The following is a 25,792-nucleotide window of genomic DNA, read 5'->3' on the forward strand; positions in this document are numbered from 1 at the left end:
CCCGGCGTACCGCCTTGCCGATCAGACCTTGCCTTCCACCATCATGAAGGCCGGCATGTCGGCGCCGAAACCGACCACCGGATGGTCGTCGTCCTCGCGCTCATGCCGGCGCCGCGGCTGGTGCCTGTCCGCCGCATGGCTCTTGCGCTCGGCATTCTCGGCACGGATCGTCTCGCGCCGGACGGAGCGATCGTCGTTTGCGGCGACCGGCTCGCGCTTCTCGGCAGGGGCGGCGGGCGCGGCTGCGTCCTGACGCCGGCCACGGCCGTCGCGCGTCTTGCCGTCGCGTCCCTTGCGGTCGCGATCGCGCTGGCCGGCGCGCTGGCGCCGCGGCGCCTCTTCGCTCTCCTCGCGCGGCGGCAGCGACGTCAGGTCGCCGTCGTGCCATTCGATCTGCTGGCCGATCAGTTTTTCGATGGCGGCGAGATACTTGGTGTCGTTGCGGGTGACGATGGTGAAGGATTTGCCGGAGCGGCCGGCGCGGCCGGTGCGGCCGATGCGGTGCACATAGTCTTCCGCATGGATCGGCACGTCGAAATTGAAGACGTGGCTGACGTCGGGGATGTCGAGCCCGCGCGCTGCGACGTCGGAGGCGACGAGCAGCTTCAATTTGCCGGAGCGGAAATTGTCCAGCATCTGCATGCGCGCCCGCTGGTCCATGTCGCCGTGCAGGGCGCCGGCGTCGAACTCGTATTTGAGCAGCGACCGGAACAGCTCCGACACCTCGATCTTGCGGTTGCAGAAGATGATCGCGTTCTTGAGGCCGTCTTCCTCGGCCTTGATCAGGTCGCGCAGAACCTCGCGCTTGTCCCACGGCTTCGGCCCGGACTTGACGAGGCGCTGGGTTATGTTGGTCGCGGTGCTCGCAGCCTTCGACACTTCGATGCGCACCGGCGCGTGCAGGAATTTTTCGGTGAGCTTCGTGATCTCCGGCGGCATGGTCGCGGAGAAGAACAGCGTCTGCCGGGTGAACGGGATCATCTCGCAGATGCGCTCGATGTCGGGGATGAAGCCCATGTCGAGCATGCGGTCGGCCTCGTCGATGACGAGGATATCGACGCCGGTCAGCAGCAGCTTGCCGCGTTCGCGATGATCGAGCAGGCGGCCGGGCGTCGCGATCAGCACATCGGCGCCGCGCTCCAGCTTCTTGTCCTGCTCGTCGAAGGAGACACCGCCGATCAAGAGCGCGATGTTGAGCTTGTGGTTCTTGCCGTATTTGACGAAGTTCTCCTCGACCTGCGCGGCAAGCTCGCGCGTCGGCTCGAGGATCAGCGTGCGCGGCATGCGGGCCCGCGCCCGGCCCTTTTCGAGCCGGGTGATCATCGGCAGCACGAAGGCCGCCGTCTTGCCGGTGCCCGTCTGGGCAATGCCGAGCACGTCCTTGCCGAGCAAGGCGTGCGGAATGGCGCCCGCCTGGATCGGCGTCGGCACCGTATAGCCGGCGTCGGTGACTGCCGAGAGGACCTTCGGCGAAAGGCCGAGATCGGAGAAAGTCAACGCTTCTGGAGCGGTCGTGCTGTCTGAGGACAAGTGTCTTGGCTGCTTTTAGCTGTTCAGGGGCGCGGTCATCATGCCGCTGCAAAGTCACGCTTTCGCGGATCGCAACCTGCCGTTAGGGCTTGAATCCGGTTTTGTCAATATTATCAGCCGGGTTTCGACTGATCGCGACCATTCAACATATGGTGTTGTGGTTTTTGCGTTGCAATACGGTCAGTAACGAAACTGTTCGGCGAGGATTCGTTCGTCCCAGGAGTGGTCGGGATCGAATAGAACGGTGGCCGTCAACGATGTCGATTCCTGCACGGTGACGCAAACCACCGACTTGATCTCGGTGTGGTCGGCCACGGCGTTGACCGGCCGCTTGGCGCCTTCGAGGATGTCGAACCGGACCGCCGATCGGTTGGACAACAGCGCGCCGCGCCAGCGCCTTGGACGGAAGGGGCTTACCGCCGTAAGCGCCAGCAACGGCGCGTCGAGCGGCAGGATCGGGCCGTGGGCGGACAGGTTGTAGGCGGTCGAGCCGGCCGGCGTGGCCACCATGACGCCGTCGCAGATCAGCTCGTCGAGCCGCACCTTGCCGTCGATGCTGATGCGGATCTTGGCCGCCTGGTAGGATTGGCGGAACAGCGAGACCTCGTTGACGGCGAGCGCCTTCCTGGTGGCACCGTCGCTGGAGAGCGTGTCCATCTCGAGCGGCCGGATCGTCTCGGCATGCGCCGCGGCGATGCGTTCGGGCAGGCCCTCCAGCCGGTATTCGTTCATGAGGAAACCGACGGTGCCGCGGTTCATGCCGTAGACCTGCTGGCCGCTGCCCATCGTGTCGCGCAGCGTCTGCAGCAGGAAGCCGTCGCCGCCGAGCGCCACGACCACGTCGGCATCGGCGACCCCGGCCTGGCCGTAGGCGCCGGACAGTTGGGCGGCGGCCTCGTCGGCATCGGCCGTCCCGGAGGAGACGAAAGCGAGCGTCTTGCGAAGTCTCTGCTGGTGCAACGGCCTGTTCCCAACGCAGCACGTACGGCGACGCCGGGTTAGCATGGCGGGAGCCTGAATGCCAAGGTGAAGGCTTGTTCCTGCGCCCGGTTCCGGATGATGTCTTAGGGATGGTGCCCCCGGCAGGGATCGAACCCGCGACCTTCGGTTTACAAAACCGCTGCTCTACCAGCTGAGCTACAAGGGCATGCCGCTCCGGTACCGCCATCCGAGCCGGTCGTAAAGACAAAAGTGGCGCGTATTGGCAGGGAAGACTTCAAACGCCGGACGGGGATGCAGGCACGCCCTAAAAAGAGCGGGGTTCGCGCACCATATCACCAAGTGCCCTGACGCGACCTCGGGAGGCCTCGATGATCCGGCTTGTGGTGATCGCCACCGTCCTGGCGCTGCTTGCCCTACTGCTGGTCAAGCTGGCCGGCGTGCTGCGCCGGGCGAATGTGGATTGGGGCGGCATTGCCTTCATCTGCGGCTTCGTCGCGCTCGCCTTCTATCTCAGGCATGTGACGGGGATGGGATGAAGGGGGAGGCAGTAGGCAGTAGGCAGTAGGCAGTAGGCAGTAGGCAGTAGGCAGTAGGCAGTAGGCAGTAGGCAGTAGGCAGTAGGCAGTAGGCAGTAGGAGGCGGCTCCGTTGCCGTTCTTTACTGCCGATTGCCTACTGCCTACTGCCTTCAGGCAATCTCCCGCCGATCATGTCCGTCACCGCCGTCGCCGCGTCGCGCACCAGCGGGCCGAGTTGCGCGACCCGCTCGGGCGTGACCCGCACGGTCGGCCCCGACACCGAAATGCCGCCGATCGGCTCGCCGAACTCGTTGAAGATGGCCGAGGCGACGCAGCGCATGCCGGGAAAGCGTTCCTCGTCGTCGACCGACCAGCCGCGCCGCCGGATGTCGGCGAGATCGCGGGAAAGGGCAGGGGCGTCCGGCAGCGTCTTGCTGGTAAAAACCTCCAGCCCGGTGCCGCGGATGATGGCCGTCACCCGCTCGGCCGGCAGATGTGCCAGCACCGCCTTGCCGATGCCGCTGGCATGGAAGGGGCTGCGCGTGCCCGGCCGGAAGAAGGCACGGATCGCCTGATGCGTCTCCACCTGGCTGACGAAGACGACGCAATCGTCCTCCGCCAGGCCGAGATTGGCGGTCTCGCCGGATTTCTCCATCAGCTCCTGCATGACGATGCGCGCCCGGTCGGCGAGCTTCCTGCGGCGCAGGAAGGCGGCGCCGGTGCGATAGGCGGCGACCCCCACCGACCACAGCTGCTCGGTCTTCTCGAACTCGACCATGCCGTGCGTCTCCAGCGTGGTGAGCATGCGGTAGGCGGTCGAGGCAGCGATGCCGGAGCGCGCGGCGACTTCGGAGAGCGACAGGCCGTCCGCGGCGGCGACGACCGCCAGGATGCGCAGCCCGCGGTCGAGCGACTGCACCGCATTGGCTTCGGGCTGAGCGTTGAAGGCGCGCGGGCGGCCGCGCTGGCGTTTTTCGGGCGATTGCATCCATGCACGATAAAAAACTTTTCTGGAAATTGGAACGAGGGAAAACCGGAAAACGGAAACATGTGTGCATTCAAGTGGTAAGGCATCAATCCAGAAACTGAAAAAATATTCTGGAAAAATTGAAAAATACCGCACCCGATGTCATCCTCCAGCCCATCTCAATCGCCTGGATCAAGGGAGGCCGGACAAATGCCCAGGATGCGTGCCGTCGACGCGGCTGTTCTCGTGCTCGAAAAGGAAGGCATTTTCTGCGCCTTCGGCGTGCCGGGCGCGGCGATCAATCCGTTCTACTCGGCGCTCAAGGCGCGTGGCTCGATCCGTCATATCCTGGCCCGCCATGTCGAGGCCGCCTCGCACATGGCCGAAGGTTTTACGCGGGCAAAAGCCGGCAATATCGGGCTGTGCGTCGGCACCTCCGGCCCGGCCGGCACTGACATGATCACCGGGCTCTATTCGGCCTCCGCCGATTCCGTCCCCATCCTCTGCATCACCGGGCAGGCGCCGCGCGCGCGGCTGACCAAGGAGGATTTTCAGGCCGTCGACATCGCCGCCATCGCCGCACCCGTCGCGAAGTGGGCGGTCACGGTCATGGAGCCTTACCAGGTGCCGATGACGCTGCAGAAGGCGTTTCATCTCATGCGCTCGGGCCGTCCGGGACCGGTGCTGATCGACCTGCCCATCGATGTGCAGCTTGCCGAGATCGAGTTCGATATCGACGCCTACGAGCCGCTTGCCGTCGCCAGGCCGGCGATGACGCGCGGCCAGGCCGAGAAGGTGCTGGCCCTGCTCAACGCGGCGGAAAATCCGCTGATCGTCGCCGGCGGCGGCATCATCAACGCCGACGCCTCCGACCTGCTGATCGAATTCGCCGAGATCACCGGCGTGCCGGTCATCCCGACGCTGATGGGCTGGGGTTCCATCCCCGACGACCACCGACTGATGGCCGGCATGTGCGGCCTGCAGACCTCGCACCGATACGGCAATGCGACGCTGCTCGCCTCGGATTTCGTCCTCGGCGTCGGCAATCGCTGGGCCAACCGCCACACCGGCTCGGTCGAAAAATACCGGGAAGGGCGCAAATTCGTCCATATCGACATCGAGCCGACCCAGATCGGCCGGGTGTTCGCGCCGGATCTCGGAATCGTCTCCGACGCGGGCGCCGCACTCAAGGCGCTGCTCGACGTCGCCACCGAGTGGAAGACGGCCGGAAAGCTGCGCGACTGGTCGGGCTGGTCGAAGCAATGCCAGCAGCGCAAGAAGACGCTGAAGCGCAAGACGCATTTCGACGAGGTGCCGATGAAGCCGCAGCGCGTCTATGAGGAGATGAACAAGGCTTTCGGCCGCGACACGACTTATGTCACCACCATCGGCCTGTCGCAGATCGCCGGCGCGCAGTTCCTGCACGTCTACAAGCCGCGCAACTGGATCAATTGCGGCCAGGCGGGACCGCTCGGCTGGACGCTGCCGGCGGCCCTCGGCGTGCGCGCCGCCGATCCGGATGCGGAGATCGTGGCGCTGTCGGGCGACTACGATTTCCAGTTCCTGATCGAGGAGCTGGCGGTCGGCGCGCAGCACAGGCTGCCCTATATCCACGTCGTCGTGAACAACGCCTATCTCGGCCTCATCCGCCAGGCGCAGCGCGGTTTTTCCATGGATTTCGAGGTGAGCCTCGCCTTCGAGAACATCAACCGGGCCGAGGGCGCCGAGCCAGGCTACGGCGTCGACCATATCGCGGTCGCCGAGGCGATGGGCTGCAAGGCGATCCGCGTGCGCCGGCCGGAAGATTGCGCCGCCGCCTTCAAGGAAGCCAGGCGGCTGATGGCCGAGCACCGGGTCCCGGTCGTCGTCGAGTTCATCCTCGAGCGTGTCACCAACATCTCGATGGGTACCGAGATCGACGCCGTGGTCGAATTCGAGGACCTGGCCGAGCGCAACGAGGACGCGCCGACCGCCATCGCGCTGCTGGATTGAGTGAGGCCCTGGCCGTCATCCTCGGGCTCGTCCTGCAGATATGGAACCGAAGAACAATTGCGATGAGCGGTCGCAGATCCTCTGGACAAGCCCGAGGATGATGTCGCCGTCGTGCCAGTGATTTCAAGGAAACGTCATGCCCAAGTTTTCCGCCAACCTGTCCATGCTCTTCACCGAGCATGATTTCCTCGACCGCTTCGATGCCGCGGCGCGCGCCGGCTTCGCCGGTGTCGAATATGTCGGCGCCTACGACCATGCGCCGGAAACGGTGGCGGCGCGGCTGAAGAGGAACGGGCTTGCGCAGGTGCTGTTCAACCTGCCGGCCGGCGACTGGGCGGGCGGGGAGCGCGGCATCGGCTGCCTGCCGGACCGCGTCGACGAGTTCCGGCGCGGCGTGGACACGGCCATAACCTATGCCAGGGCGACCGGCTGCGGCCAGGTCAACTGCCTTGCCGGCATCGCGCCGGCCGGCGTCGACCGCGCCGCGCTGGAAAACGTGCTGGTCGGGAACTTGAAATATGCAGCCCCGCGCCTGAAGGACGCCGGGATAAGGCTGCTGATCGAGCCGATCAACCTGCTGGACATCCCCGGCTTCTTCCTGAACACGTCGGCCCAGGCGCTGGCGATCATCGAACGCGTCGGCTCGGACAATCTCTTTCTGCAATACGACATCTACCACATGCAGGTCATGGAGGGGGATCTCGCCCGGACGATCGAGAAGAATCTCGGCCGCATCGCGCATATCCAGCTTGCGGACAATCCCGGCCGTCACGAGCCGGGGACGGGCGAGATCAATTTTCCCTTCCTCTACGAACACCTCGACCGCATCGGTTATGCCGGCTGGGTCGGGGCGGAATACAAGCCGCGCAACGGCACGGAAACGGGGTTGGAGTGGTTCAAGGCGCTGGCCGGCAGGAAGAGCGCGGCGTAGCCGAAATTCCCTCCCCCTTGAGGGGAGGGTGGCCGCGAAGCGGCCGGGTGGGGTCGTTGCGGCCAGTCTCCACGCAAGGAACGTAGAGCGCTGCCGCGGCGACCCCACCCGCCTCGCTGCGCTCGGCACCCTCCCCTCAAGGGGGAGGGACGAACCGGAGAACAATCATGCAGACAATCGGCTTCATCGGCCTCGGCATCATGGGCGCGCCCATGGCCGGCCACCTTCTCGACGCGAGTTATCCGGTGGTGACCTCCGACCATCGCAAACCGGCGCCTGCGGACCTCGTCGCCAAGGGGCTGAAGACCGTCGCGGGCCATGCGGCGGTGGCGGAGGCCGCCGACATCGTCATCACCATGGTGCCCGACACGCCGCAGGTGGCGGAGGTACTGTTCGGCAGAAGCGGCGTCGCTTCAGGTCTTTCGGCGGGAAAGCTCGTCATCGACATGAGCTCGATCTCGCCGATCGAGACAAAAACATTCGCGGAACGGATCAACGCTCTCGGCTGCGACTATCTCGACGCGCCGGTATCCGGCGGAGAGGTCGGCGCCAGGGCGGCGTCGCTCACCATCATGGTCGGCGGCCCGGAAGAGGCATTCGAGCGGGCGAAGCCGGTGTTCGAAAAGATGGGCAAGAACATCACTCTGGTCGGCGGCAACGGCGTCGGCCAGACCACCAAGGTCGCCAACCAGATCGTGGTCGCGCTGACCATCGAGGCCGTCGCCGAGGCGCTGGTGTTCGCCTCCAAGGCCGGCGCCGATCCGGCGAAGGTTCGGCAGGCGCTGATGGGCGGGCTGGCCGCGTCGAGGATCCTCGAAGTGCATGGCGAGCGCATGGTCAAGCGGACTTTTGCGCCGGGCTTCCGCATCGAGCTGCACCAGAAGGACCTCAACCTTGCGCTGGAAGGCGCGAAGTCGCTCGGCGTGGCGCTGCCCAACACCTCGACCACGCAGCAGCTGTTCAATTCCTGCGCGGCCAATGGGGGAGCCAAGGAGGATCACTCCGCGCTGGTGCGCGCGCTGGAGCGCTTGGCAGGCCACGAGGTGGGATGAACCCCTTTCCTCACGGGATCGGGGCGGCTCGGCGGGCCGGTCGAGACACCTACCTCCGGACGGGGATCAGGCTATCGGTCCCGGGAACAGGACGAGCCGGGCACCGCGCAATTGGCCGGTTCGTTGCCGGGAGTGCCGGCAAGGTTCTGGCAGCCGGCCAGGGCACCCATGGCCGAGCCGGCCACGACCAGGATTCCGAGAAATCGTCGCATTCCGAACTTCCTCGAGTGAGCGCGCCCGGACGAGCGCAAGATGGCGGGTAAGAAGGCCTGCCACCGATATCTAGGAATGCGGAGCCGACAGGCAAGTCCCTGGACGGTAACGAACTCTTTGCCAGGGCGTGATCCCGCCGGTCGGTTGCCCGCCTCAATCTTGCGTCAAGGACAGCGTGTCGAAATCGGCGATGAGCCGATCCAATGCCGCCTTGGTCGCCGGGTCATAGAATGGGTTCATGGGCCGGCTCTGAAGCGTTGCGGACGCTTCTCTGGCATGCGCAAGCCATTCGCGGCGGTCGGCTATGCGCGGAATGTCGCCGCTCATCGTGCCGCCAACCACCGCCGCGCCGCGTATAGCGCCACAGCCGCCGCGTTCGACACGTTGAGCGAGCGGATGGCGCCGGGCATGTCGAGCCGCGCCAGCGTGGTCACCGTCTCGCGTGTCTTCTGCCTGAGACCCTTGCCCTCGGCGCCAAGCACCAGCGCGACGCGCTCGCCGGAAAAGCTCTGCTCCAGTTCGGCCGGCCCGTCGGAATCGAGCCCGAGTGTCTGGAAGCCGGCCGCGTGCAGCTCCTCCAGCGCGGCAGCGAGGTTTTTCACCTCGATCAGGTCGATATGCTCCAGCGCGCCGGACGCCGCCTTGGCGAGCACGCCCGATTCATGCGGGCTGTGGCGCGACGTGGTGATCAGCGCCCCGGCCCCGAAGGCCACCGCCGAGCGCAGCACCGCGCCGACATTGTGCGGATCGGTCACCTGGTCGAGCACGACCACCAGCGGCGTGTCGCCGAGCGCCGCGAGCGGCTTCGGCCGCAGCGGCTCCGCCTCGACAAGCACGCCCTGGTGCACGGCCTCGCTGCCGGTGATCCTGTCGATCTCCTTCGGCTCGACGATTTTTGCTTGGAAGGGCAGGGCAGCCGGATCGCCAATGCCGAGCCGCTCCAGCGCGTTGCGGGTGGCGAGCATCGACCGGATTTTTCGACGCGGGTTGTCGAGGGCGGCGCGCACGGTATGCAGGCCGTAGAGCCGCACGAGCCCGTCGCCGGGGCCTTCGCCGGCAGGGATGGCCGGACGCGTCCGCTGCACCGGTGCAGCGGCCTTGAGGTCGCGATGCGCGCGCCTGAGCTTTGCGTAGTGGGTGTCTTTCGGCGTGCCCGTCTTCTTGTCGTCGGTCATCTGGCGTCCCGCGGGAGTGAAGCCGCAGCATGCTCACTGGCGGCGACCTGACCTGTCACGCCGCCGCGGCAAAGTAAACCGCCGGGGTTCCTTCAGGGCGCCCCGCTTTGCCGCAGCAGGCTACCAGAGATTCCGGCCGTCGACGATTTCAGTTTCCAGGCCGGCTATGTCGAAACCGTCGAGAAGATGCGCGCTGACGCCGATGCGGGAGGGAGACCGTCGCGCGAGCCGCCGCCCGGACCTGGTGCGGCGGCCTTGTGAGATGTATCGTGAATGTTCTGCTGGAGGACCTCCGATGACGAGCGATCTTTCGCCGCGGCTGGCGGCCATCGTCGATGCCTTGCCGCTCGAGCCGGGCATGCGGGTGCTGGAGATCGGCTGCGGGCCGGGTGCCGCGGCAAGGGCGGTCGCCGCCCGAATCGGCGGAGGCCATGTGCTGGCGATCGATCGTTCCGCCAAGGCGATCAGCCAGGCACGGGCCGCCTGCGCCGCCGAGATCGCCGACGGCCGGCTCAGCCTGCGGCAGGTGGCGGCCGAGGAGCTCGAATTGCTGCCCGGCGAAGCGCGTTACGACCTTGCCTTTGCCGTTCGCGTCGGCGCGCTCGACGGCCGGCATCCACGCGCCGGCGAGCTGGCGCGCCGGCGCATTGCCGCCGCGCTGACGCCGACCGGCCGGCTCTTCATCGACGGCGGCGATCCGCTGCGCGAGCTGCCGCTGCGAGCCTGATCGGGCCTACGATCCGGCCGGGCACACCGGCCTGTCCAAAAAGCGGCGAAGCGTGAACTTGTGGCTGCGTCGTCGGTTGACACCGCATCGCCTTGCCGCCATAAGGCGCATCGCGGTTTCGGGGTACGTGCTCCGGGTGCCGCGGAAGCCTCGCAGCTAGGCTCCGGACGGTCGGAGGGGTGCCCGAGTGGTTAAAGGGGACGGACTGTAAATCCGTTGGCTTTGCCTACGTTGGTTCGAATCCAACCCCCTCCACCACCGCCGGAAAATGCTGTAGGGTGATATCGGCGCGGGTGTAGCTCAATGGTAGAGCAGCAGCCTTCCAAGCTGAATACGAGGGTTCGATTCCCTTCACCCGCTCCAGCAACCTCTTGAAATAGGCTGGTTTTCCCTGGTCGCGAATGCGCTTCGCCGCTGCCCCGCGGCGCCGATCCTCCTCGATTCGAAAAATTCGCCGCAACGTGGCTTCAGAACATCCAGCCGAGCGCCGCCTGGGTCGCCACGCCGGCTGCGCCGATGACGAAGGCGATGACGAGGGCGGCGGCCATGCTGACGGCGCTGCCGGCGGCGAACATCAGGCCGTCGCGCTCCGAAAGCGCCAGCCCGAGCAGGGCGATGGCGAAAGCCGGCAGCCAGTTGCCGAGAGGGATCGGCAGGGTGACGACGACCGCCAGCAGGAAGGACATCACGCCGATGATGCGGTCGCCGCGGCGGCGCCAGAACGGCCAGTAGCGCGGCCGCACGAATTTCTCCAGCCATACCAGGCGCGGCACCAGCCGGTTCATCAGGCTGCGGAACTGCTCGGCCGGCACCGACTTTTCGGCGACGAAGCGCGGCAGCCAGGCGCGCTTGCTGCCATACATGAGCTGGGCGGCGACGATCAGCAGGGGCACGCCGAGCACCGCCGAGCTGCCGGGCGGCAGCGGCAGCAGGTTGAGGGCGGCGAACAGCACGAGTAGGGCGGCGAAGCTGCGGTCGCCGAGCGCGTCGACGATCTCCGCCACGGTGATGCGGCCATCGGCTTCGGCGGCGAGCCGGGCGAACAGCAGCGACAGCCGACGCGGCTTGCGCCGGGGGGCACCGCCGGTGTGGCCCGCGTCGAAGCCCTCCATGTCCGTTCTCATGCCGTCCCTTGTATTTCCCGGCCTCTCCGGCAATGTGCCCTGCCGCAGGTTAAGCCTTGATGACGCGCCTCGTTCAGGCGCCCTATGTGGGTGCGGGATGCCGGCTTGCAAAGGGACCGGCCGTCGGACGCCGTCCCGCGGCCCCGCCGTGCTGTCCGCCGATGCAGGCTATCGCTTGAACTCCAAAACATCGAGCTTCGATTCGTAGGCGGGGGCGGGAAACTCGATGCGCCATTCGCCGGGGGCGGTGCGGAACGCATAACCCGCCTGGTCCGTTTCCGGGCCGGAGCCATAGGGCTTCGGCTTTTTGCCGGCGATATAGCCGGAACCGAGATAGGTCAGCCGCCGGTCGCCATCGTCGAAGAAGCGGCCGAGCGTTCGCTGCGAGCCGCTGAGCTTTTCCAGTTGCCAGCCCGAGCCGTCGTCCCTGACGCGGCACTTGAACCAGCCATAGATCACGAGCCTGGCCGGGCCGCCGGCCTTGATGGTGCGGCACTGCCAGTCGCCGACCATGTCGAAATCCTGGAAGGAGACCGCCGGCTTCGCCAGCAGCGCCTCGAACGTCGCGATGTCGGCGGCGTCGCCCCTGCGCGCTTCATCAATCGCCTGTCGCCGGGTCGCGTCGTAGCCGTCGAGCCGCTTGCGGTCGGCGGCGGTGATCAGCGACACGATCTCGCCGGTGGCGAAGGCGGGCAGGGCCGAGAGCAGGGCAAGGCCGAAGGCGGCCATGAAAATTCTGTACATCGTCGGATGTCACTCCAAGGGTTTCGACAAGTCGGGAAGCCAGATCCGGTCCCTTGGCACGAAGGCGCTTGCCGTCGCATCGGCCTCTCCGAAATACCACGACGTGCATATCTTATTCGTTCCCAGCTTTCGCTGGCCAGTGCTAGACGCGTTGTCGCTGTTGGAACAAGGGCGAGACTCACATGCGCATCCTGCTCACCGGATCATCCGGCTGGCTCGGCCGGACCCTGGCGCCCCGCCTTGCGTCGCTCGGCCACGAGGTGATCGGCCTTGACCCCACGTCGTCCGGATGGACGCAGGTGGCCGGCTCCATCGCCGATCGCGATCTCGTCCGCCGCGTCATCCGGGAGAACCGCATCGAGGCGATCGTCCACGGCGGCGCCCTGCACAAGCCCGACATCGAGCGCAACGACCGGATGGCCTTCCTCGACGTGAACGTCGTCGGCACCGCCAATCTGCTGGAGGAAGCGATCGCCAGCGGCGTCGACCGTTTCGTCATGACCTCCACCACCTCGCTTATGATCTCCGAGCGCATCCGCGCCGGCGTCGCAGGCGGTGCGGCTCGCGCCGAGTGGATCAGCGAGGAGCTTTGCCCGATGCCGCGCAACATCTATGGCGTGACCAAGCTTTCCGCCGAGCATCTGTGCCGGCTGTTTCATCAGATGCACGGGCTGCCGGTGATCATCCTGCGCACGGCCCGCTTCTTCCCGGAGGCCGACGACATGGCGCATGCGATCGAGCAGTCGGACGACAACACCAAGGCGAACGAATTCCTGTTCCGCCGGCTCACCGTCGAAGATGCGGCGGAGGCGCATGTCGTGGCGCTGCAGAGGGCGCCGGTGCTCGGCTTCGGCACCTTCATCGTCTCGGCGCCGACGCCTTTTTCCCGCAGCGACTGCGAAGCTCTGATCGCCGACGCGCCGTCGGTGGTCGAGCGCTATTTTCCCGACTTTCCCCGCCTCTACGCCCGGCGCGGCTGGACGATGTTCCGGTCGATCGACCGCGTCTACGACGCCGGACTTGCCGAACGCGTGCTCGGCTTCCGTTGCCGTACCGATTTTCGCGCTGTTCTCGATCGGCTGGCCGGGGAAACGGCCCCGACCTAAGCCGGCAGGTTCGCCAGCGCCGGCACGAGATCGCCATAGCCGGTGAAGCGACGCTCATAAGCGAGCCCGAGCAGTTTCGCGGCATCCTCCGCCACTCTGTCGAGCGCCGGATCGTCGGTCTGGGCGAGATAGACCAGTTTCTCGTAATTGCCGAAGAAATCCTCGATCAGCTCCGGATGGCGGTCGAGCCCGAGCGGCTTCATGAAAAAACTGTCGAAATGGCGGCACAGGAAGTCGGTCATGTAGAAGGCGAGCATGTCGGCGTCGCCTTGCCGCTCGAAGGCGTCGAGCCCCTGGTAGAAGGCGAAGCAATGCGGTCCGGCCATGCGCTCGACGCCGTGCTTCTCGACAATCTTGTCGAGCATGCCGCCGGTGCCGCAATCGGCATAGCCGACGAAGATGTTGCGGTAGCCTTCCGCCTTTGCCCTGGCGATCGCCTTGTCCATCTCCGGGGCGATGCGGTCGGGCCGGAAATGGTACTCGGCAGGCAGGCAGGTGAGATCGATGTGGTCGGACGCAAGCCGGCTCTTGACCGCGAGCACCTCGCGCGCCAGCATCCCGCAGGCGATGATCAGGACTCGCTCGGCCTTTTCGGCCTTCCGGCTCTGCGCGTCGTCCATGGAACTTCTTTGCACTTCAATTGTTTATTCTAACAGTCCTGGCACAAGAGGGAACCCGCTTCCATGACACCGTCTCGTATCGCATCGCTCGCCGTCCTGCTGGCCTGTGCGGTTGCCGTATCCGCCTGCGCCAACACCGTCCGCGGCGCCGGCAAGGACATCAAGGGCACCGTCAAGGCTGTCGAGGACACGGTCGAATAAGCTCGGCCGGATCGATACGAAAAAGCCCCGGCGAGCGGGGCTTTTTTATTGCCGTGCACGGACGCCGCCTTCAGGCAGAGGCGCGCACGTTGTGCTTGCGCTTGACCAGTTCCTTGGCTGTCTCGACGGCCACCGCCGCGTCGCGGCAGTAGGCGTCGGCACCGACCGCCTTCCCGAATTCCTCGTTGAGCGGGGCGCCGCCGACCAGCACGATGTAGTCGTCGCGGATGCCCTTCTCCTTCATCGTGTCGATGACCACCTTCATGTAGGGCATGGTGGTGGTGAGCAGCGCCGACATGCCGATGATGTCCGGCTTGTGCTGCTCCAGCGCGTCCAGGTATTTTTCGACCGGGTTGTTGATGCCGAGATCGATGACGTCGAAGCCGGCGCCCTCCATCATCATGCCGACGAGATTCTTGCCGATGTCGTGGATGTCGCCCTTGACCGTGCCGATCACCATCTTGCCCTGCTTGGGCGCGCCGGTGGCGGCGAGCAGCGGGCGCAGGATGAACATGCCGGCCTTCATCGCATTGGCGGACAACAGCACTTCCGGCACGAACAGGATGCCGTCGCGAAAATCCTCGCCGACGATGCGCATGCCCTCGACCAGCGCCTCGGTGAGCACCGCATAAGGCATCCAGCCGCGCTCGAGCAGGATGTTCGTGCCTTCCTCGATCTCCTCCTTCAGGCCGTCATAGAGGTCGTCATGCATCTGCTGCACGAGTTCTTCGTCGGAAAGCTCGGACAGGATGATCTCGTCGTCGGACATGGTCTTCGGGGCTCCATGGATGCATTCGGCGCATAATGCCGGCCGCCTCGGCGACGTTGATTTCTATCGTGCGGGAGCCGCAAACCCTTAGCTGATTTGCGACGCGCTGCAAAACGAAAGCGACCGGGATTTGGTTGCGGTCGGCGCCGCCGTCCGGTCCGGCCTTTTACGACCCTCCCACATACCGCCTACACCAACAACCACGACAGGCTGGCGGCGCCCAGCCTGGGCACGGGAACCTGGCTCGCGCTGCACGCCATCGACGCCGTCGGCGTCGTGCATGCCATCATATTGAGAATCCAGGCGCTGCTGCTGCCCGTGAAGACGCTGGTCTTTTCGGGGGGCCATTGACGGACCGGCTTCCGGTTACGTTTCGATAACCAATCGCGCAACTTTACCGCGAGAGAACACGCGAGCCCTTGTCAGCGCGCTGCGCCGGCAAGAGGCTTGGCGCCTTGATCGCCCGGCAGCCTTGTGAAGGCGCCCGGCGAGCCAGGGGGGACAGCATGATCGGAACAGACGGCCTTGCGATGGCGGCAACAGGCCTCCGCCAGAAACTTCTGGTCCTGGCGCTGGGCGCAATTTGTACGCTTGGCGCGGCGCCGGTCGCCAGCGCCGACGAGGCGATGGAGCGGCGTATCGAGGAGCTTGTCCCGGCGCTCTGGGCCTACATCGACCAGGGCATGAAGGCGTTCGACAATCCCGGTCTGGCCATCGGCATCGTCACCAGCGACCGGCTCGTGCTCGCCCAGGGGTTTGGCGTGCGCAGCAAGGGCGGCGTGCCGGTCGACACCAAAACCGTGTTCCAGATCGGCTCGACCACAAAAGCTTTTCTCGCCACGACCATGGCGATCGCCGCCGACCGGGACAAGCTCGCCTGGGACGCGCGGATCGTCGACCTGGACAGCGACTTCCAGATGAAAGACCCGTGGGTGACGAGCGAGTTCCGCGTCTTCGACCTGCTGGCGCAGCGTTCCGGCATGCCGCCATCGGCCAACGACGTGATGGGCATGCTGGGCGTCGACCAGGCCGGCATGGTGCGTGCCATGCGGCATGTCGAGCCGGTCTCCAGCTTCCGCTCGACCTTCGCCTACACCAACGTCACCCACATGCTGGCGCAGCGCATCGTCGCCCGGCAGCTCGGCGCGCCGGACTGGGAAACGGTGGTGCGCAGCGAGATCTTCGAGCCGCTCGGCATGGCGGATTCCTCCTTCACGGCGGAGGCGATCGAGGCCGCGCCCAACCACGCCGAGGGTTATCGCTGGGCGCCCGAGGGCACGGTGGAAGTGCCGTTCACCCCGATCTTCCCCTACGGCTTCGGCGCGGCCGGGTCGATCAACTCGACCATCGAGAATCTTGCGCCCTGGGTGCGCCTGCATCTCGCCAACGGCACCTTCGAGGGCAGGGAACTGGTTTCTGCGAAGAACCTCGCCGTCACCAAGACGCCGCGCATCGGTATGTCGGACTCGGTATCCTATGCGATGGGCTGGGTCGTGCAGAGCACGCCGAACGGCCGGGTCGTCTGGCACAATGGCGGCACGACCGCCTTCGGCGCCTATATCGGGACGGCGCCGGACAAGGACGTCGGCGTCATCGTGCTCACCAACGAGACCAATGTCGGCCTGCCGGATGCGATCGGCGCGTGGACGCTCGACCGCCTGCTGGGCAACCCCGAGGTCGACCACGTGGCGGAGCGGCTGAAGGCGGCGCAGGCGGCATTCGCGGCGGAGGAAAAAACCACCGAGGCATCGCCCGCCGCTCGACCCGCGGCGGCGCTGGCCTCGCTCGCCGGCGACTACGACAGTCCGAGCTTCGGCAAGGCCGCGGTGACGCAGGACGGCGCCGGGCTGGTCGTCGAACTGGAGACGGGCGCGAAGCTGACGCTCGAGGCCGGCGACGGCTGGGCGTTCAGCGTCAGCCTCGTGCCGGAAGGCCGGTTCGCCGGCATCGCCGCCAACATCGGGCCGACGCCGATCGGCATCGCCCAGTTCGAGGTCGACAAGGACGGCGCCGTCGCCGGTTTCCGCTTCATCTCGGTCGACAACGGCCAGCCCTACACGTTCGCTCGGCAGTAACGTCGTCCGGCGCGGCGGGAGAAAAGGCGGAATCGAAGCGCATCGAGGAGCGGGCACCTGAAAGTGCCTGCTTGCCTGCGGAAGCGGTAACCTTATGGTTCGATTCGGGAATCGATCATGAGGAGACATCCCAAGATGCAATTGTCGTTTCTTCGCCCCTGGGCGCCGCATATTCTCAGCATTTTGCGCATCCTCGCGGCTGCGACGTTCCTGACGCACGGCACGATGAAGCTGCTCGGCTGGCCGGCGCCGTTCCCCTATCCGCTCAACGGTCTCCTCTACGTGGCGGCCATCCTCGAGATCGTCGGCGGGCTGCTGCTGATCGTCGGCCTGTTCACGCGGCCGGTCGCCTTCATCCTGTCGGGCCAGATGGCGGTCGCCTATTTCATGGGGCATGCCGGCCAGGGCTTCTTCCCCGTGCTCAACGGCGGCGAGGCGGCGATGCTGTTCTGCTTCGTCTTCCTCTACATCGCCGCGGCAGGGCCCGGCCCGTGGAGCGCCGACGCGGCGGCGGGGCGGGACTAGTTTTTCCGCCCCGACCGCGCTTCGGTCTCCCGCATTCCCGACTGCACCGCTTGTCCCTAGGCAAGCGGCGCAGTTTGCGTGCGGGCGCGTCGCCGGACGGCGTCGAAATGGGCCGCTGGACGGGCAGCGCCGCGCTTGTCCGTTTTGCGACAGGGCTTGGCGCTGCCGGGCCGTTTCGGCCTAGGTGCTTGGCTACGATCTGCCAAAGCGCACGGCGCAAGCCGGCAGGGTACGGATTCTAGGGAAGACGATCATGAGCGACAACGTGGCGGTCGAGCAGGAGGCCGGCGGCGGCCGGAGGGGCAGGGCGGATCGTGGCGGCGGCGCGGCCGCCAGGCGGGCGGCGCGTTCCGGCGGCGGGCCTGGCACGCAGCTCACTTACATCAAGCGCCAGATCCCGCTCTACGAGGTGCTGGGCGAGGAAGGTCTCGCCCTGATCGAGGCCAATGCCGACACGGTGCTGCAGGAGATCGGCATCGAGTTCCGTGACGACGCCGAGGCCTTGGCGCTGTGGAAGGAAGCCGGCGCCGACATCAAGGGCGAGCGCGTGCGCTTTCCCAAGGGCCTGCCGCGGTCGTTGCTGAAGACGGCGCCGCCGGTCTACACCCAGCATGCCCGCAACCCGGCCCGTTCGGTCGAGATCGGCGGCAAGGGCACGGTATTCGCGCCCGTCTACGGCCCACCCTTCGTGCGCGACCTCGACGGTAACCGGCGCTACGCAACCATCGAGGATTTCCGCAATTTCGTGAAACTCGCCTACATGGCGCCGTCGATCCATCATTCGGGCGGCACGGTATGCGAGCCGGTCGACGTGCCGGTGAACAAGCGCCACCTCGACATGGTCTACAGCCACATCAAATATTCCGACAAGCCGTTCATGGGCTCGGTGACGGCGCCGGAGCGCGCCGAGGACACGGTGGCGATGGCCAAGATCGTGTTCGGCGACGATTTTGTCGAGAACAACACGGTGCTGACCAGCCTCATCAACGCCAATTCGCCGATGGTGTTCGACGAGACCATGCTGGGCGCGCTGAAAGTCTATGCGCGGCACAACCAGGCCTGCATCGTCACCCCCTTCATCCTGGCCGGCGCGATGAGCCCGGTGACGGTGGCCGGCACGCTGACGCAGGTGCTGGCCGAGGTGCTGGCGGGTGCTGCCTTCACCCAGCTGATCCGGCCCGGCGCGCCGGTTCTGTTCGGCACCTTCGCCTCGTCGATCTCCATGCAGTCGGGCGCGCCGACCTTTGGCACGCCGGAACCGTCGCTCGTCTCATATGGCGCCGCGCAGCTCGCCCGGCGGCTCGGCCTGCCATTCCGCACCGGCGGCTCGCTCTGCGCCTCCAAGATTCCGGATGCGCAGGCCGCCTATGAGAGCGCCAACACGCTGAACTCGACCATCCTGGCCGGCACCAATTTCGTGCTGCATTCGGCCGGCTGGCTCGAGGGCGGGCTCGCCTCCTGCTACGAAAAGTTCATGATGGACGTCGACCAGCTCGGCATGAGCCAGAAATTCGCCGAGGGCGTCGACCTCAGCGAGAACGGCCAGGCGATGGAGGCCATCCGCCAGGTCGGGCCGGGCAGCCACTATCTCGGCTGCGACCACACGCAGGCCAACTTCCAGACGGCCTTCTACCGTTCGTCGATCGCCGACAACAATTCCTACGAGCAGTGGCAGGCGGAAGGCGAGAAGAGCGCCTCGCAGCGCGCCAACGAGCTGGCCCGCCGCTGGCTGGAGAGCTACGAGGCGCCGTATCTCGACCCGGCCATCGACGAGGCCTTGACGGACTTCATCGCCGGGAAGAAGAACTCCATGCCCGACGCCTTCACGTGAAGGGAGCCCGAAACAGGCCGGGCTAAAGTGGCCGACATCATCCACAAGGAAGTCTGGCGCAGCGCCATCAAGGGGCCGCCGGACGAGGGGTGATATGCGCCGCGACGGAGGCTATTTCAGCGCATCCGTCACCGCATCGAAGAACACCATGTCGTCGATCGGGGCCGCATCGGTCGGCTTCGATTGCGCTCCGAAGGTGACGATCACCACCTTCTCGGCCGGGTTGATGTAGATGTACTGGCCGAAGATGCCGATCGCCGCGAAGGCGCCGTCGGCCTTCGATGCTTCCGTCCAGGCCGGCCACCACATGTAGCCGTAGTCGAGCGGCTTGCCGTCCTTGAGAATCGTCGGGTTCCCGGCCTCGGTGGTCCAGCCGTCCGGCAGCAGCGGCTGGCCGTCGACGATGCCGCCATCGAGGAAGAACAGCCCGAAGCGGCCGTAGTCGCGCAAGGTGGCGCTGATGCCGCTGCCGCCGATCTCGGCGCCGTCGGGCGAATCCAGCCACCAGCTGGCGTCCTGCTCCATGCCGACCTTGCTCCAGATCTTCTCCGACAGATAGTCGGCTGCCGGCTTGCCGACGGCACCCCGGACGATCTCGCCTGCGACCTGCGTCTCGCCGGTGCTGTAGGTGTTCTGCGTGCCGGGTTCGGCCGCCCTCGGCAGCTTGCGCATGACCTCGAGCGCGGCGCCCGGCTGCTGCGAAATCTGCGCCCTCAACAACTGGCGCCGATCGGATGCCGGATCGGTGTAGGTCTCGTTCCACTTCACGCCCGACGACATCATCAGGATGTCGCGCACCGAGGCGCCTTCATAGGCGCTGCCGGCGAGCCTCGGCACGTATTTGACGACCGGGTCGGAGAGGCTGCCGATATGGCCGTCCCGGATCGCCGCGCCGATCAGCGTCGAGGTGATCGACTTGGCGATCGACATCGACATCCATTTTGTCTTTTCGCTGTTGCCGCGCTGGTAAAGCTCCAGCGCGATCCTGCCGTCCTTGAGCACCAGCAGGCCGGTTATGCTGTTGAGCGCCAGATAATCGACGAGGTCGTATGTCTTGTCGCCCTGCGTGAACGCGACGTCGGTCAACTGCTTGTCGGCCTTCTCAAGCGGGCTCGACGTCTCGCCGCGTGCGATCCTGCGCGTCGGGAACAGCCGATCGATGTTGCGGAACGTGCTGACGGCCAGATCCGGCGTCAGCGCGCCGTCATAGACCTGTTCCACCGTGCCGATTGGCTCCTGCGCATGCGGATACGGTTCGGCCGCCGCGGCACCCTGGCTCGCAGACACGATCACGACGGTTGCCGCCAGCAGCGCGCCGCACCGATGTGCCGCTCGCTCGCGCGGGCCGGCCATGGTCCTGTTGTTCCACCCATACACTTGCTTGCTCCTCCGCTTCGCCCGCCCGCCGCCACGGGCGGGGTGACGATAGGAGAGCTTGTGCCGGCGATCCACAGCGGCAGGCGGTCTGGATCGGTGTTTTCCGCGGCTGGCCCAGAGTCGTATGAGCCGGCGTCCGCCCGGGTTCGTGGAGCCTCGCCTTCGACACCCTTGCCCCTTCGCCGCGAACCTGCTTCCATTCCTGTCGTTCAAGCTCCGGAGCGACCGCCGCCATGCCCGACCTGACGCTCGCCGCCTTCGCCCTGGTCGCCTTCATCGGCATCGCCACGCCGGGGCCGACGGTGCTGCTCGCCTTCTCCAACGGTTCGCGTTTCGGCGTGCGCTCGGCGCTGCCGGGCATGGCCGGTGCCGTGCTGTCCGACTTCGTGCTGATCGGCGCCGTCGGGCTGGGGCTTGGCGCGCTGCTGGCGGCCTCGGAGTTCTGGTTCTCGGTGGTGAAGTGGGTCGGCGTCGCCTATCTCGCCTTCCTCGGCATCATGATGCTGCGATCGAGCGGGACGCTCGGCAGCTTGCAGGGCGAGGCGGCTGCCGCCGGCAAGGCGTCGGCGCGCTCGCTGTTCGCCAAATGTTTCCTGGTCGCGGTGACGAATCCCAAGGGCTACCTGTTCTTCTCGGCCTTCCTGCCGCAATTCGTCGATCCGGCGGCGCCGCAGTTTTCGCAGTACGTCGCGCTGGCGCTGGTCTTCGCCACTGTCGATTTTCTGGTCATGTCAGGGTACGCGCTGCTCGGCGCGCAGGCGGCGCGGGTCCTGAAGGGATCGGTCACGCGCTGGCTCGACCGGCTCTGCGGCGGTGCCTTGTTGGCGCTTGCGGGATCGCTGGCGCTCTATCGCCGCGCCGGCCCGTAGGTCGCCGCGGGGCAGGGGCGGCCGGCAGGAAACGGCAGCCTCACATCCGCACCCGCTCCGCCTTCGGATCGTACATCGGCCTCAGCGAAGCCTCCGCCGCAAACCGTTCTCCGGCGATCTCGATCGCGTAGGACGAAGCCAGAACCTCCGTCTCGGCCTCGCCGGGGCAGGGCACATAACCCATGCCGATGGCGCCGCCGAGGTGGTGGCCGTAATTGCCTGACGTGATCGTGCCGACGATCGTTCCGTCGCGCACGATCGCCTCGTTGTGGAAGACGAGCGGCTGCGGGTCGGTGAGCCGGAACTGCACCATGCGGCGCTCCAGCCCGGCCTCCTTCTTGCGCAGCACCGCGTCGCGTCCGATGAAGCCCGGTTTCGAGGTCTTCACCGCGAAGCCGAGGCCGGCTTCCAGCACATGGTCCTCGTCGGTGATGTCGTGGCCGAAATGCCGGAACGCCTTTTCGATGCGGCAGGAATCCAGCGTGTGCAGGCCGCAGAGTTTTAGCCCTAAATCCGCGCCGGCTTGCTCGATCGCCTCGAAGACATGGGCGGCCTGGTCGGTGGAGACGTAAAGCTCCCAGCCGAGTTCGCCGACATAGGTGACGCGGTGGGCGCGCGCCTCGCCCATGCCGATCTCGATGTTCTGCCACGTGCCGAACGGATTTCTTTCGTTCGAAAAATCGTTCGGGCTGACTTTTTGGATCACGTCGCGCGCGCGCGGCCCCATCAGGCAGAGCACGCTTTCGCCCGCCGTCACATCGGTGATGACCACGAACGCGTCGGCGAGGTGGCGGCGCAGCCAGGCGAGGTCGCGCTGCAAGGTCGCGCCCGGTACAACTGCCAGGAAGGCGGTTTCCGACAGGCGGCTGACGGTCAAGTCGCTTTCGATACCGCCACGCTCGTTGAGCATCTGCGTGTAGACGATTTTTCCCGCCGGCACGTCCATATCGTTGGCGCAGAGTCTTTGCAGGAAGGACAGCGCGTCGCGGCCCTCGACGCGGATCTTTCCGAACGAGGACATGTCGAACAGGCCGACGCCGTTGCGCACCGAAAGATGTTCGTCGCGCTGGTTGTCGAACCAGTTCTGCCGTTTCCACGAATAGCGGTATTCGCGCTCCTGGCCCTGCCTTGCGAACCAGTTGGCGCGCTCCCAGCCGGCGACCTCGCCGAAGACGGCGCCGCGCGCCTTCAGATGCTCGTGCAGCGGCGAGCGCCTGACACCCCGCGCGGACGCCATCTGGCGATAGGGGAAATGGTCGGCATAGAGCAGGCCGAGCGTCTCGACCGAGCGGCGGTAGAGATAGGTCCTGTTGGCCTGGAACGGCTGGACGCGGCGGATGTCGACGTCCCAAAGGTCGAAGGGCGGCTCGCCGTCCTGCATCCACTGCGCCAGCGCCATGCCGGCGCCGCCGGAAGACTGGATGCCGATGGAGTTGAAGCCGCAGGCGACCCAGAAATTACGCAGTTGAGGGGCCTCGCCGAGATAGTAGCGGTCGTCTGGGGTAAAGCTCTCGGGACCGTTGAAGAAGGTATGGATGCCGGTCTCGGCAAGCAGCGGAAAGCGCTTCACCGCCTTTTCGAGGATCGGCTCGAAATGGTCGAAATCCTCCGGCAACTGGTCGAAGCAGAAATCCTCCGGAATGCCGTCCATGCCCCAGGGCTTCGCCACCGGCTCGAAGGCGCCGAGCAGGATTTTTCCGGCGTCCTCCTTGTAGTAGGCGCACTCGTCCGGCACGCGCAGCACCGGCAGCCGCTCCAGCCCGGGGATCGGCTCGGTGACGATATAAAAATGCTCGCAGGCATGCAGCGGCACCGGTACGCCGGCCATGGCGCCGATGCCATGCGCCCACATGCCGGCGCAGTTGACGACGTGCTCGCAGGCGATCGTCGTGGCTTTGCCTTCGAAGACAGCGGTGACGCCGGTGACGCGGCCCTTGTCCTGGTGGATGGCGGTGACCTTGGCCTGCTCGACGATTTTTGCGCCCAGCATGCGTGCGCCCCTGGCGAGCGCCTGGGTGATGTTGGCAGGGTCGCCCTGGCCGTCCCTGGGGATGTAGAGCGCGCCGACAACGTCGCCGATCTCCAGATGCGGATAGCGCGCTTTTGCCTCGGTCGGCGAGATTTCCTCGACGTCGACGCCGCGGGCGCGCGCCATCGAGGCGTTGCGGTAGAGCTCTTCCTTGCGCTCGGACGTCAGCGCCACCGAGATCGAGCCGCACTGGCTCATGCCGGTGGCGACGCCCGTCTCCTCTTCCAGCCTGACGTAGAGGTCGGCCGTGTATTTGGCGAGCCGCGTCATGTTGGCGGTGGCGCGCAACTGACCTATGAGCCCCGCCGCATGCCAGGTGGTGCCGGAGGTCAGCTGCTTGCGCTCGAGCAGCAGGATGTCGGTCCAGCCGAGCTTCGCCAGATGATAGGCCATCGAGCAGCCGGCGACGCCGCCGCCGATGATGACCACGCGGGCCTTTTGCGGAAGGGTGGTCATGCGGGTCGCTCCCCGAATGCTTTCCTTGGAGCGACGTTACCCCCACCCCTTACCCCTCCCCTCAAGGGGGAGGGGGTCGCCAACGTTGCAGAAACCCCCTCCCCCTTGAGGGGAGGGGCAAGGGGTGGGGGTGCACTATGCGCTGACATCACGCCGCTTTCCTCCGGTAATTGGCGACGAAGCGCTTCAGCCGAGCGGCGGCGTCGGCAAGCACGGGTTCGGGCTGGCAGAGGCTGATGCGGATATGGCCGGCGGCGGCGTCGCCGAAGGAAGAGCCAGGCATGACCGCGACCTTTTCGGCGTCGAGCAAGGCCCAGGCGAATGCCTCGCAGTCGGGCTCGACGTTGCGCACGTCGAGCATGACGTACATGCCGCCCTCGGAGCCGCGCACGGTGATGCGGTTGAGGCCGGCCATCTCCGCCAGGAACGTCTTCCGCCGGGCGTCGTAGCGGGCGGCGATCTCGGCCACCCCGAAGCGGTTTTCCAGCGCCTGCGTGGCGGCGCGCGAGACGAAGTCGGTGAGGCCGTAGGTGGTGACGAGGTTCAAATCGATGGCGAGCCGGATGAGCTCGGCCGGGCCGGCAAGCCAGCCGATGCGCCAGCCGGTCATGCCGTGGCTCTTCGACATGGAGTTGATGACCAGCGTGCGTTCGGCCATGCCCGGGAGCGAACGCGGCGAGACATGCCCGCCGCCGCCCAGCGTCCAGTAGACCTCGTCCGACAGCAGCCAGAGATCGTGGCGGCGGCAGATGTCGGCGATGCCTTCCAGCGATTTTCTCGAGTAGATGGCGCCGGTCGGATTGTTTGGCGTGTTGATGAGGATGGCGCGGGTGTTTTCCCTGACCGCCGCCTCGATCGTCGCCGGCTGCGGCTGGAAACCAGTCTCGGCATGCGTCTCGACCACGGTGAAGTCCGCCCCGGCGGCGCGGAACGTGCCGGGGTAGGTGGCGTAGTATGGCGCCACGACGATGGCGTGGGTGCCGGGGTCGAGCACGGCCTGCACGGCGGAATAGAGCGCGGCCTGCCCGCCCGGCGTCGCTATGACCTGGTCGACGCTCGTCGGCACGCCGGTCGCCTCGGTCGAGACCTTCGCCATGGCGGCGCGCAGGCCGGGTATGCCGGGAAGCTGCGTGTAGTGGTGGAAACCGCCGCGCACCGCCTCCACGCAGGCCTCCACCGTCTCCGTCGGCGTGTCGAAATCGTGGTCGCCGACCGACAGCATGATGACCGGCTCGCCCGCCTGCTTGCGGTTCATGGCGGCGAAATGCAGCTCCCAGCCATCCCTGCCGGAGGGAATGATGCCGGTGATACGGGACGACGGCTTCGGCATGTCAGGCACCCTGCGCCGCCCGGCCAGCAAGGCCGGAGATCGTCAGCCGTCCCGCGGCGTCGGTCAGCGGCGCCAGTGCCGCATAGCCCGGGATCGTCGGATGCGCGGTCTCGAAGCGGTGCGAATGCGTGGCGGTGACGACCACCACCCGCGCCCCGGCCGCCTCGGCGGCGCGGATGCCGGCGGGCGCGTCCTCGAAGACGAGGCAGTCCTGCGGCTTCTGCCCGAGCCGTTCGGCGGCAAGCAGGAAGCAATCGGGCGCCGGCTTGCCATTGGTCACGTCCTCGCCTGCCACCATCAGCGGCGGCAGCGGAATGCCGGCAGCCTCCAGCCGGCGGATCGCCAGCTGGCGCGGCGCCGAGGTGACGATCGCCCAGCGGTCCGCGGGCAGCGCGGCGAGGAAGGCGGCGGCACCGGCGATCGATTCGATGCCGTCGACGTCGTCGAGTTCGGCTTGGGTGAGGGCGGCGACCTCGGCATGGAGGTCGATGCCAGGCAGGTCGAGGGCACGAATGGTCTCGACGGCGCGCACGCCGTGGATGGTCGGCAGGAAGGCGGCGACGTCGAGGCCGTGGCGCGTCGCCCAGGCCGCCCAGACGCGCTCGGCGGCGGCGATGGAGCTCAGCAGCGTGCCGTCCATGTCGAACAGGAAGGCGCCAAAGGCGCGGTCGGGAAAGGGCAGGGTCATTT

General features: G+C 66.6%; 24 protein-coding genes and 3 tRNA genes. 13 read left to right on the forward strand and 14 right to left on the reverse strand.

From position 1 onward, the window contains the following. Positions 1-21 precede the first annotated feature (21 nt). From C7I84_RS23515 to C7I84_RS23525, 3 genes are all read right to left on the reverse strand, one after another. On the reverse strand, positions 22-1,530 hold the full coding sequence (locus C7I84_RS23515) for a DEAD/DEAH box helicase (RefSeq protein ID WP_165816188.1): 1,509 nt from the start codon (positions 1,528-1,530) through the stop codon (positions 22-24). A 180-nt stretch (positions 1,531-1,710) separates the two neighbouring features. Next, positions 1,711-2,490 (reverse strand): NAD kinase, encoded by a 780-nt coding sequence (locus C7I84_RS23520; protein ID WP_245428581.1) that lies wholly within the window; start codon positions 2,488-2,490, stop codon positions 1,711-1,713. A gap of 111 nt (positions 2,491-2,601) precedes the next feature. Next, positions 2,602-2,677, reverse strand: a tRNA-Thr gene (locus C7I84_RS23525). Between the two features lie 163 nt (positions 2,678-2,840). Between C7I84_RS23525 and C7I84_RS30180 the strand changes: the two genes are divergently transcribed. Beyond that, a complete protein-coding gene (locus C7I84_RS30180) occupies positions 2,841-3,008 on the forward strand; it encodes a hypothetical protein (protein ID WP_165816189.1) in 168 nt (55 codons plus the stop codon). A gap of 135 nt (positions 3,009-3,143) precedes the next feature. Here the strand turns inward: C7I84_RS30180 and bhcR are convergent, their stop codons facing one another. Beyond that, complete coding sequence (gene bhcR, locus C7I84_RS23530) at positions 3,144-3,977, reverse strand: HTH-type transcriptional regulator BhcR (RefSeq protein ID WP_106774666.1); 834 nt, start codon at positions 3,975-3,977, stop codon at positions 3,144-3,146. 189 nt (positions 3,978-4,166) lie between these two features. Between bhcR and gcl the strand changes: the two genes are divergently transcribed. The 3 genes from gcl to C7I84_RS23545 all read left to right on the forward strand — a co-directional run bounded on the left by gcl (position 4,167) and on the right by C7I84_RS23545 (position 7,931). Next, positions 4,167-5,948, forward strand: coding sequence for a glyoxylate carboligase (gene gcl, locus C7I84_RS23535; protein ID WP_106774667.1), 1,782 nt, complete (start codon positions 4,167-4,169; stop codon positions 5,946-5,948). A 136-nt stretch (positions 5,949-6,084) separates the two neighbouring features. Further along, entirely contained in the window at positions 6,085-6,879 is a 795-nt protein-coding gene (gene hyi / locus C7I84_RS23540; RefSeq protein ID WP_106774668.1) for a hydroxypyruvate isomerase, read from the forward strand. 167 nt (positions 6,880-7,046) lie between these two features. Continuing rightward, entirely contained in the window at positions 7,047-7,931 is an 885-nt protein-coding gene (locus C7I84_RS23545) for a 2-hydroxy-3-oxopropionate reductase (RefSeq protein ID WP_106774669.1), read from the forward strand. Positions 7,932-8,297: 366 nt separating this feature from the next. On the opposite strand, the gene C7I84_RS30190 is transcribed toward C7I84_RS23545, so the two are convergent. Together C7I84_RS30190 and C7I84_RS23550 are read right to left on the reverse strand one after the other, a co-directional pair. Continuing rightward, positions 8,298-8,471: a hypothetical protein gene (locus C7I84_RS30190; RefSeq protein ID WP_165816191.1), complete on the reverse strand. Its 174-nt coding sequence runs from the start codon at positions 8,469-8,471 to the stop codon at positions 8,298-8,300. Then, positions 8,468-9,319, reverse strand: coding sequence for a TrmH family RNA methyltransferase (locus tag C7I84_RS23550; protein WP_106774670.1), 852 nt, complete (start codon positions 9,317-9,319; stop codon positions 8,468-8,470). Before C7I84_RS23550 ends, C7I84_RS30190 begins: the two co-directional genes overlap by 4 nt. Before the next feature lie 295 nt (positions 9,320-9,614). Between C7I84_RS23550 and C7I84_RS23555 the strand changes: the two genes are divergently transcribed. The 3 genes from C7I84_RS23555 to C7I84_RS23565 all read left to right on the forward strand — a co-directional run bounded on the left by C7I84_RS23555 (position 9,615) and on the right by C7I84_RS23565 (position 10,409). Beyond that, the gene (locus tag C7I84_RS23555) at positions 9,615-10,046 is read left to right on the forward strand and encodes an SAM-dependent methyltransferase (protein ID WP_106774671.1); all 432 of its coding nucleotides are present in this window, start codon (positions 9,615-9,617) and stop codon (positions 10,044-10,046) included. 173 nt (positions 10,047-10,219) lie between these two features. Further along, a tRNA-Tyr gene (locus C7I84_RS23560) sits at positions 10,220-10,304 on the forward strand. A gap of 31 nt (positions 10,305-10,335) precedes the next feature. Then, positions 10,336-10,409, forward strand: a tRNA-Gly gene (locus tag C7I84_RS23565). A gap of 104 nt (positions 10,410-10,513) precedes the next feature. On the opposite strand, the gene C7I84_RS23570 is transcribed toward C7I84_RS23565, so the two are convergent. Together C7I84_RS23570 and C7I84_RS23575 are read right to left on the reverse strand one after the other, a co-directional pair. Next, positions 10,514-11,170, reverse strand: coding sequence for an exopolysaccharide biosynthesis protein (locus C7I84_RS23570; RefSeq protein WP_245428582.1), 657 nt, complete (start codon positions 11,168-11,170; stop codon positions 10,514-10,516). Positions 11,171-11,338: 168 nt separating this feature from the next. Further along, positions 11,339-11,914, reverse strand: a complete 576-nt coding sequence (locus C7I84_RS23575; protein ID WP_106774673.1) for a DUF4893 domain-containing protein — start codon at positions 11,912-11,914, stop codon at positions 11,339-11,341. 182 nt (positions 11,915-12,096) lie between these two features. Here C7I84_RS23575 and C7I84_RS23580 point away from each other — a divergent pair, with 182 nt between their 5' ends. Next, the gene (locus C7I84_RS23580) at positions 12,097-13,020 is read left to right on the forward strand and encodes an NAD-dependent epimerase/dehydratase family protein (RefSeq protein ID WP_106774674.1); all 924 of its coding nucleotides are present in this window, start codon (positions 12,097-12,099) and stop codon (positions 13,018-13,020) included. Here the strand turns inward: C7I84_RS23580 and C7I84_RS23585 are convergent. Continuing rightward, entirely contained in the window at positions 13,017-13,640 is a 624-nt protein-coding gene (locus C7I84_RS23585; RefSeq protein ID WP_106774675.1) for a DUF1638 domain-containing protein, read from the reverse strand. The genes C7I84_RS23580 and C7I84_RS23585 overlap by 4 nt on opposite strands. A gap of 63 nt (positions 13,641-13,703) precedes the next feature. On the opposite strand from C7I84_RS23585, the gene C7I84_RS23590 reads away from it, so the two are divergent. Then, the gene (locus C7I84_RS23590; RefSeq protein ID WP_106774676.1) at positions 13,704-13,841 is read left to right on the forward strand and encodes an entericidin A/B family lipoprotein; all 138 of its coding nucleotides are present in this window, start codon (positions 13,704-13,706) and stop codon (positions 13,839-13,841) included. A gap of 70 nt (positions 13,842-13,911) precedes the next feature. Here the strand turns inward: C7I84_RS23590 and C7I84_RS23595 are convergent, their stop codons facing one another. After that, complete coding sequence (locus tag C7I84_RS23595) at positions 13,912-14,610, reverse strand: corrinoid protein (protein ID WP_106774677.1); 699 nt, start codon at positions 14,608-14,610, stop codon at positions 13,912-13,914. A 506-nt stretch (positions 14,611-15,116) separates the two neighbouring features. Between C7I84_RS23595 and C7I84_RS23605 the strand changes: the two genes are divergently transcribed. The 3 genes from C7I84_RS23605 (at position 15,117) to C7I84_RS23615 (ending at position 19,041) form a co-directional block, all read left to right on the forward strand. Next, positions 15,117-16,685 carry a serine hydrolase domain-containing protein gene (locus tag C7I84_RS23605; protein ID WP_106774678.1) on the forward strand — a complete coding sequence of 523 codons (1,569 nt, stop codon included), beginning with the start codon at positions 15,117-15,119 and terminating at the stop codon, positions 16,683-16,685. Between the two features lie 117 nt (positions 16,686-16,802). After that, positions 16,803-17,210 carry a DoxX family protein gene (locus C7I84_RS23610; protein WP_425351388.1) on the forward strand — a complete coding sequence of 136 codons (408 nt, stop codon included), beginning with the start codon at positions 16,803-16,805 and terminating at the stop codon, positions 17,208-17,210. Between the two features lie 253 nt (positions 17,211-17,463). Next, entirely contained in the window at positions 17,464-19,041 is a 1,578-nt protein-coding gene (locus C7I84_RS23615; RefSeq protein WP_106774680.1) for a trimethylamine methyltransferase family protein, read from the forward strand. Positions 19,042-19,152: 111 nt separating this feature from the next. On the opposite strand, the gene C7I84_RS23620 is transcribed toward C7I84_RS23615, so the two are convergent. Further along, positions 19,153-20,418, reverse strand: coding sequence for a serine hydrolase domain-containing protein (locus tag C7I84_RS23620; RefSeq protein WP_245428583.1), 1,266 nt, complete (start codon positions 20,416-20,418; stop codon positions 19,153-19,155). Between the two features lie 233 nt (positions 20,419-20,651). Between C7I84_RS23620 and C7I84_RS23625 the strand changes: the two genes are divergently transcribed. Further along, positions 20,652-21,287, forward strand: coding sequence for a LysE family translocator (locus tag C7I84_RS23625; RefSeq protein WP_106774682.1), 636 nt, complete (start codon positions 20,652-20,654; stop codon positions 21,285-21,287). A gap of 40 nt (positions 21,288-21,327) precedes the next feature. Here the strand turns inward: C7I84_RS23625 and C7I84_RS23630 are convergent, their stop codons facing one another. The 3 genes from C7I84_RS23630 to C7I84_RS23640 all read right to left on the reverse strand — a co-directional run bounded on the left by C7I84_RS23630 (position 21,328) and on the right by C7I84_RS23640 (position 25,790). Continuing rightward, positions 21,328-23,772, reverse strand: coding sequence for a GcvT family protein (locus C7I84_RS23630; RefSeq protein ID WP_106774683.1), 2,445 nt, complete (start codon positions 23,770-23,772; stop codon positions 21,328-21,330). A 148-nt stretch (positions 23,773-23,920) separates the two neighbouring features. Continuing rightward, positions 23,921-25,102, reverse strand: coding sequence for a pyridoxal phosphate-dependent aminotransferase (locus C7I84_RS23635; RefSeq protein ID WP_106774684.1), 1,182 nt, complete (start codon positions 25,100-25,102; stop codon positions 23,921-23,923). Position 25,103: 1 nt separating this feature from the next. Then, on the reverse strand, positions 25,104-25,790 hold the full coding sequence (locus C7I84_RS23640) for an HAD-IA family hydrolase (protein WP_106774685.1): 687 nt from the start codon (positions 25,788-25,790) through the stop codon (positions 25,104-25,106). Positions 25,791-25,792: the final 2 nt, after the last annotated feature.

The sequence above is a fragment of the Kumtagia ephedrae genome (genome assembly GCF_003012745.1).
GTDB lineage: Bacteria > Pseudomonadota > Alphaproteobacteria > Rhizobiales > Rhizobiaceae > Kumtagia > Kumtagia ephedrae.